We start from the raw sequence: 6,450 nt of genomic DNA on the forward strand, positions 1-6,450 counted from the left end.
AGGCTCCGTACGGCTCATCGCGCCCGACCGTCCCAGGAGGCTGCCGTGCACGTCACCCATTCCCGTCGAGCCGCAGGGCCGAGACCCGGACGGCGTGCCGCCGGTGCCGTGGCCGGCGCGGCTCTGTTGCTGCCGTTGCTGGGCGCCGCCCCGCCCGGGGGCGATGCCCCGGCAGGGGGTCTGCAAGAGGCGTTCGCCGCCGCGTCCGAGGCGTACGACGTGCCGCGGAGCGTGCTGCTCGGCGTGTCGTATCTGCAGTCCCGCTGGGACACCCACGCCGGCGCGCCGAGTGTCGTCGGCGGCTACGGCCCGATGCACCTCACCGACGCCCGGGCCGCCCTGGCGACCGCTCCCCCGCACCACGCGGAGGGCACGGAGGATCCGCGCGGTGACGACTCCCGCCCGCCGCTGCTCCCGACGGCGGAGGTGCCGGCCGGCACGCCGCTGCCCGCGCGTCTCACCACGCTGACGAAGGCTGCCGAGCTGACCGGTCTGCCGCCCGAGCGGCTGCGCACGGATCCGGCCGCGAACATCGCCGGCGGTGCCGCGCTGCTCGCCGAGGCCCAGCGGGAGCTGGGGGCGCCGGCGAGCGACGACCCGGCGGACTGGTACGGGGCGGTGGCCCGCTTCTCCGGCGCGGACGACAGCGCCACCGCGGCGGCGTACGCGAACGACGTGTACGACGTGCTGCGCACCGGCGGGGCGCGGGTCACGGACGCCGGGGAGCGGGTCGCCCTGGCCGCCCGGCCGGACCTGGTGCCCGACACCGCCCGGTTGCGGCAGGCCGGTCTGCGCACCGCCGACGCCGAGGGCACCGAGTGCCCGCCGACGGTGTCCTGCGAGTGGATCCCGGCGCCGTACGAGGAGTTCGGGGACGGTGACTACGGCAACCACGACCTCGCCGACCGGCCCCGGTCCCAGGACATCGACTACATCGTCGTGCACGACACGGAGGGCCGCTGGGAGGGCGTCCTGAAGATGGTCCAGGACCCCACCTATGTGTCCTGGCACTACAGTCTGCGCTCCACGGACGGGCACATCGCCCAGCATGTGAAGGCGAAGGACGTGGCCTGGCACGCGGGCAACTGGTTCGTGAACGCCAAGTCGGTCGGCCTGGAGCACGAGGGCTTCCTGGCATCGCCGGACGCCTGGTACACGGAGGCGATGTACCGCTCGTCGGCCCGACTGGTGCGGTACCTGGCCAAGCGGTACGGCATCCCGCTGGACCGGCAGCACATCCTCGGTCACGACACCGTGCCGGGCCCGACCCCGGCGACCGTGCCGGGCATGCACACCGACCCGGGGCCGTACTGGGACTGGCAGCACTACTTCACGCTGCTCGGCCGCCCGTTCCGGCCCACGGCGGGCCGGGGCTCCGGCGTGGTGACGATCCGCCCGGACTACGCCACCAACCGCCCGGAGTTCACCGGCTGTGTCTCCCGGGGCGAGCCGTGCGCGGTGCACGGGTCGAGCGCGGTGCGGCTGTACTCGGGTCCCGGCGAGGAGTATCCGCTGATCAAGGACATCGGGCTGCGGCCGGGCGGCGGCGACTCGACGACCGGGGTCAACGACATCGGCTCGCGGGTCTCCACCGGCCAGCAGTACGCGGTGGCGGACCGCGCCGGTGACTGGACGGCGATCTGGTTCCTCGGCCAGAAGGCCTGGTTCAGGAACCCGGCGACGTCCCCGGCGGCCGTCCCGGCACGGGGCGTGGTGGTGACGCCGAAGGAGGGCCGCACGAGCGTCCCGGTCTACGGCCGCGCCTACCCGGAGGCCTCCGCCTATCCGGCGGGCGTGCCCGCGCAGCCGGTGACGCCGCTGCCGTACCGGCTGCCGGCGGGGCAGCGGTACGTGGTGGGAGAGCGGCTGCCCGGCCAGTACTACTACGCGGTCGCCTACGACACCGACTCGCACCGCGTGGTGACCGGCCAGGACGTGTACTACCAGATCCAGTACGGCCACCGGGTGGCGTTCGTGCGGGCGGCCGACGTCGACGTGGTGCCGTCGGCCGGGTGACGCGCGGGCCTCAGCCCTGCTGGAAGAGTTCCGCCGGGAGCGGCTTCAGCAGGGCGTAGAGGTCGTCCGTGATGGGGCGGTCCCAGGCGGCGATCGTGACGAGGACGTTGTCGCTGCGGTCGAACTGGACGCAGGAGATCCGGCTCTCGGAGAGCTTGACGCGGCGCACGATCAGCAGGTTGTCGCCCTGCATGACCGGCACGTCCTCGGTGCCGACGACGGTCACCTCCTCGTCGTTCTCCAGCGCCAGCAGCAGCTGGGCCACCTCGAAGGGGACCTGGCCCTCGGGGACCTCGCGGGCCGGGGAGCCCTCGGGGAGGTTGCCGATGATCATGGCGGGGCCGCGGCCGCCGAACAGGTCGTAACGGAGGAAGACGCCCTGGCAGCTGCCGTCGGGGGCGGGCAGCAGGCCCGCGCCCAGATTGCCGGGCCAGTCGCCCGGATCCATGGCCAGTACGTCGAAGTCGGGCCCGGCGGGAGTGGCACTGCGGCGGCGGAGGAACGACATGTCGCCATGGTACGTGGCCGCGGGGCGACCGCGCCGGGCGGGAGCCGTCTGGGAGGGCCGACCCGCGGACCGCGCCCGGCGGTGCGCGGGGCCGGTGTCAGCTCGCGTCCTCCGGGGGCGCGGGCGGGACCACCGCGACCGGGCTCGGGGCGTGCAGGAGCACGGCGTGGGTGACCGAGCCGATCATGCGGGCGGGGGCGAGCAGCCGGCGGCGGTGGCGGCCGACGACGGTCAGGACGGCGCCCTGGGCGGCGGCGACGAGCTGTCCGGCCGCGTCGCCGGGCGCGACGTACGCTTCCGTCCCGACGTCGGGGTGGCGGGCGCGGTGCGGGGCGAGGAAGCCCTCGGCGAGGACGCGGATCTCGTGCTCGACGGCGTCCTGGTCGATCCCGGTGGGCAGGAGTTCGCCGGGCTGGCCGGCCCACAGTTGTACGGGCCACGGATAGGCCGCGACCACCTGGAGGCGGGCGCCGCGCAGGGCGGCCTCGGCGAAGGCGAAGGAGAGCACGGCGTCGTCGGGGCCGTCCACGTTGAGGCCGGCGACCACGCGGGGGCCGGGGGCGGCCTCCGGGACGCCGTCGAGTTCACGTCCGGGCCGGGGCACCACGACGACCGGGCACTCGGCGTCACGCGCGGCGGACATCCCGTTGGAGCCGAGCAGCAGGCTGGCGAAGCCGCCGCGGCCCCGGGAGCCCAGCACCAGCAGCTGGGCCTCGGCGCCCAGTTCGGGCAGGGTGGCGCCGGGCGAGCCGTCCACCGCGGCGTACGCGACCGGGACCGATCCGATACGCCCCTCGAGGTGGTCGCGGGCCTGGTCGAGCACCGGCTCGCCGGCGGTCTGCGGCGGCATCGGGACGGTGATCCCGGCCGGGGCCCAGGCCCCGTACTGCCGTACGTACACCACGCGCAGCGGGGCGGCGCGCCGGCGGGCGGCGTCGAGGGCCCAGTCGAGGGCGCGCACGCTGTCGTCCGAACCGTCGAACGCCGCGATGACCGGCAGGGTGTCCATGGGTTCCTCACCTCCGGAATGCGATGCACCGCTTCCGGGGCCAGCGTGACGCAGCGGGCGGCTCCGGAGTGCCGTACGGCATCACGTGTCCGGAAAAAGCGGCGGTGAACCCCCGGATCGGCTCCCCGGCCGGCCGGGCTCCCCGTCAGGTGAGGTCGAACTCGCCCTTCCGTGCCCCCGACACGAACGCTCCCCACTCGTCGGGGGTGAAGATCAGGGACGGGCTCTCGGGGCGGCGGCTGTTGCGCATGGCGATGAACCCCTCGACGAAGGCGATCTGGACATCCCCGAGTCCGCGGCTGCCGGACTGCCAGTCGGCGTTGCTCAGGTCCAGGTCCGGCTTGTCCCAGCCGGTCGGCGGCTTGTGCTGGGTGGTGCTCTCGGCCACGTCCGTGCTCCTCCCGATTCGTCGTGCGCGGTCAGCCTAGCGATCGGGTCCCGCGGCCGACAGGCCACGTGTGGGGGACCTTTCGGGGGAGGCGGTGGCCAGGAAGGCGGCGACCCGGTCCGTGAACCACTCCGGGTCGTCCAGCCACGGGTAGTGCCCGGCCCCGGGCTGCACCGTGCACTGGGCGTGCGGCAGGACGGCGGCGGCGCGGCGGGCCAGGTCGGGGCTCGGCCCGCCGTCGAGTTCCCCGGCGAGGACCAGGACGGGCGCGGTCAGGCGGGCGAGGGCGGTGCGGGTCGCGGGCGGGTCGTAGGCGCCGGCGGAGCCGTAGACGCCGGCGGCCTCCTCGTTGGTCTCCGCCTCCTCGCGGGCGGCGTGCGCGGCGGCGGTGGCGTCCCAGCGGCCGTAGAAGAAGGGCAGGAGGGCGTCGCCGAAGTCGCGCTCGCCGGCGAGCCAGGCGCGCAGGACCGGGAACGCCTCGGCGAACCACGGCTCGTGCGCCCGCAGCCGGGCCGCCGCCAGCCGGTCCCCGGCCGTCGCGGGCATGCCCAGCGCCCACGGCGTGGCGGTGACCAGCACCAGCCGCGCGACCCGCTCGGGGTACCGGGCGGCGTACAGCATCGCCAGGCTGCCGCCCGCGGAGTGCCCGAGCAGGTCCATCCGCTCCAGGCCCAGCTCCCGGCGCAGCGCCTCCACGTCGTCGACCAGCCGGTCGCAGCGGTACGACGCCGGGTCCGCGGGCACCTCGGACTCCCCCGTGCCGCGCGGGTCCGGCAGCACCAGCCGCCGGTGCCGGCCGAGCCCGCCGAGGTCACCGAGGTAGGAGGAGGCGCGCATGGGCCCGCCGGGGAGGACGACGAGCGGGTCGCCCGCGCCGCGCAGGTGGTAGGCGAGGCGGGTTCCGTCGGGGGCGGTGAAGGCCGGCATGACGCCGATGATCGACGCGGGGCGTGCCCGGCCGCAAGGCGATTCCCGCGAGGGCCGCACCGGTTGCGGCGGGCCGAGAAAGTGCGGGCCGGCCTCTTGCGCCGGTGCCGTGGGGGCTGGATTACTGATCTTCACACCTCGACCGAATGATCGGTCGCCCGGATTCGTGCGGTTGGTGAGGGAGTGGTCCGCATGGCGGAAGCGACGGAGTGGCTGGACGCGGGGGAACGGCTCGATCCGGAAGGGCTGCGGGCGCTCCAGCTGGAACGGTTGCGGGCCTCGCTGCGGCACGCGTACGCGAACGTGCCGTTCTACCGTGAGTCCTTCGACAAGGCCGGCGTCCACCCGGACGACTGCCGTTCGCTCGCCGATCTGGCCAGGTTCCCGTTCACCACCAAGGCGGACCTGCGGGAGAACTACCCGTACGGGATGTTCGCCGTGCCGCAGGACCGGATCCGCCGCATCCACGCCTCCAGCGGCACCACGGGGCGGCCGACGGTGGTCGGGTACACCGAGGGCGACCTGTCCATGTGGGCGGACATGGTGGCGCGTTCGATCCGCGCGGCGGGCGGCCGGCCGGGCGACCGGGTGCACGTGGCGTACGGGTACGGGCTGTTCACCGGCGGCCTCGGCGCACACTACGGCGCCGAACGGCTCGGCTGTACGGTCATCCCCGCGTCCGGCGGCATGACCGCCCGCCAGGTGCAGCTGATCCAGGACCTGAAGCCGCACGTCATCATGGTGACCCCGTCGTACATGCTCACGCTGCTGGACGAGTTCGAACGGCAGGGCGTCGACCCGCGCGGGACCTCGCTGCGCGTCGGCGTCTTCGGCGCCGAGCCGTGGACGGAGCGGATGCGGCGGGAGATCGAGGAGCGGTTCGCGATCGACGCTGTCGACATCTACGGCCTGTCGGAGGTGATCGGCCCCGGTGTCGCCCAGGAGTGCGTGGAGACCAAGGACGGACTGCACATCTGGGAGGACCACTTCTATCCCGAGGTGGTGGACCCGGTCACCGGCGAGGTGCTGCCGGACGGTGCGGAGGGGGAGCTGGTGTTCACCTCGCTCACCAAGGAGGCGATGCCGGTCGTCCGCTACCGCACGCGTGATCTGACCCGGCTGCTGCCGGGCACGGCCCGGGTGTTCCGGCGGATGCGGAAGATCACCGGCCGCAGTGACGACATGGTGATCCTGCGCGGCGTGAACCTCTTCCCCACGCAGATCGAGGAGATCGTGCTGCGCACCCCGGGGCTCGCCCCGCACTTCCAGCTGCGCCTCACCCGTGAGGGCCGGCTCGACGCGCTCACCGTCCTGGCCGAGGCCCGCCCCGACGCCGGTCCGGAGGTCCGCGAGGCCGCCGCCCGTTCCGTCGCGGCGGCCGTGAAGGACGGCATCGGGGTGTCGGTGTCGGTGGAGGTCGTCGAACCGGAGTCCCTGGAGCGGTCGGTGGGCAAGATCCGCCGCATCGTGGACCTGCGGCCGCGCTGAGGGGGCGGGCCCGGCGGGGCGCCGGTCGCAGGGCGCCGGTCGCGGCGTGCCGGTCGCGGCGTGTCAGTCGCGGCGTGTCAGTCGCGGCGTGTCAGTCGCGGCGTGTCAGTCGCG

General features: G+C 74.6%; 6 protein-coding genes. 2 read left to right on the top strand and 4 right to left on the bottom strand.

What is annotated here, in order from left to right; all coding sequences use genetic code 11:
- Positions 1–108: 108 nt before the first annotated feature.
- Positions 109–2,016, top strand: coding sequence for an N-acetylmuramoyl-L-alanine amidase (locus tag AB0K92_RS20415; protein ID WP_365924731.1), 1,908 nt, complete (start codon positions 109–111; stop codon positions 2,014–2,016).
- 10 nt (positions 2,017–2,026) lie between these two features.
- Here the strand turns inward: AB0K92_RS20415 and AB0K92_RS20420 are convergent, their stop codons facing one another.
- From AB0K92_RS20420 to AB0K92_RS20435, 4 genes are all read right to left on the bottom strand, one after another.
- Entirely contained in the window at positions 2,027–2,524 is a 498-nt protein-coding gene (locus AB0K92_RS20420; RefSeq protein WP_365768418.1) for a hypothetical protein, read from the bottom strand.
- Positions 2,525–2,621: 97 nt separating this feature from the next.
- Complete coding sequence (locus AB0K92_RS20425; RefSeq protein WP_365924733.1) at positions 2,622–3,533, bottom strand: universal stress protein; 912 nt, start codon at positions 3,531–3,533, stop codon at positions 2,622–2,624.
- 145 nt (positions 3,534–3,678) lie between these two features.
- Complete coding sequence (locus AB0K92_RS20430; protein ID WP_165995508.1) at positions 3,679–3,921, bottom strand: DUF397 domain-containing protein; 243 nt, start codon at positions 3,919–3,921, stop codon at positions 3,679–3,681.
- 36 nt (positions 3,922–3,957) lie between these two features.
- Positions 3,958–4,848, bottom strand: coding sequence for an alpha/beta hydrolase (locus tag AB0K92_RS20435; RefSeq protein ID WP_365924735.1), 891 nt, complete (start codon positions 4,846–4,848; stop codon positions 3,958–3,960).
- Between the two features lie 192 nt (positions 4,849–5,040).
- Between AB0K92_RS20435 and paaK the strand changes: the two genes are divergently transcribed.
- The gene (paaK, locus tag AB0K92_RS20440) at positions 5,041–6,336 is read left to right on the top strand and encodes a phenylacetate--CoA ligase PaaK (protein ID WP_365924737.1); all 1,296 of its coding nucleotides are present in this window, start codon (positions 5,041–5,043) and stop codon (positions 6,334–6,336) included.
- The last annotated feature ends 114 nt before the right edge of the window (positions 6,337–6,450 follow it).

Source organism: Streptomyces sp. NPDC052687 (assembly GCF_040678395.1).
GTDB lineage: Bacteria > Actinomycetota > Actinomycetes > Streptomycetales > Streptomycetaceae > Streptomyces.

Excerpts from the sequence above, each read along its gene's own strand:
- AB0K92_RS20420 (WP_365768418.1), bottom strand. The coding sequence starts at position 2,524 with ATGTCGTTCCTCCGCCGCCGCAGTGCCACTCCCGCCGGGCCCGACTTC.
- paaK (WP_365924737.1), top strand. The coding sequence starts at position 5,041 with ATGGCGGAAGCGACGGAGTGGCTGGACGCGGGGGAACGGCTCGATCCG.
- AB0K92_RS20425 (WP_365924733.1), bottom strand. The coding sequence starts at position 3,533 with ATGGACACCCTGCCGGTCATCGCGGCGTTCGACGGTTCGGACGACAGC.
- AB0K92_RS20435 (WP_365924735.1), bottom strand. The coding sequence starts at position 4,848 with ATGCCGGCCTTCACCGCCCCCGACGGAACCCGCCTCGCCTACCACCTG.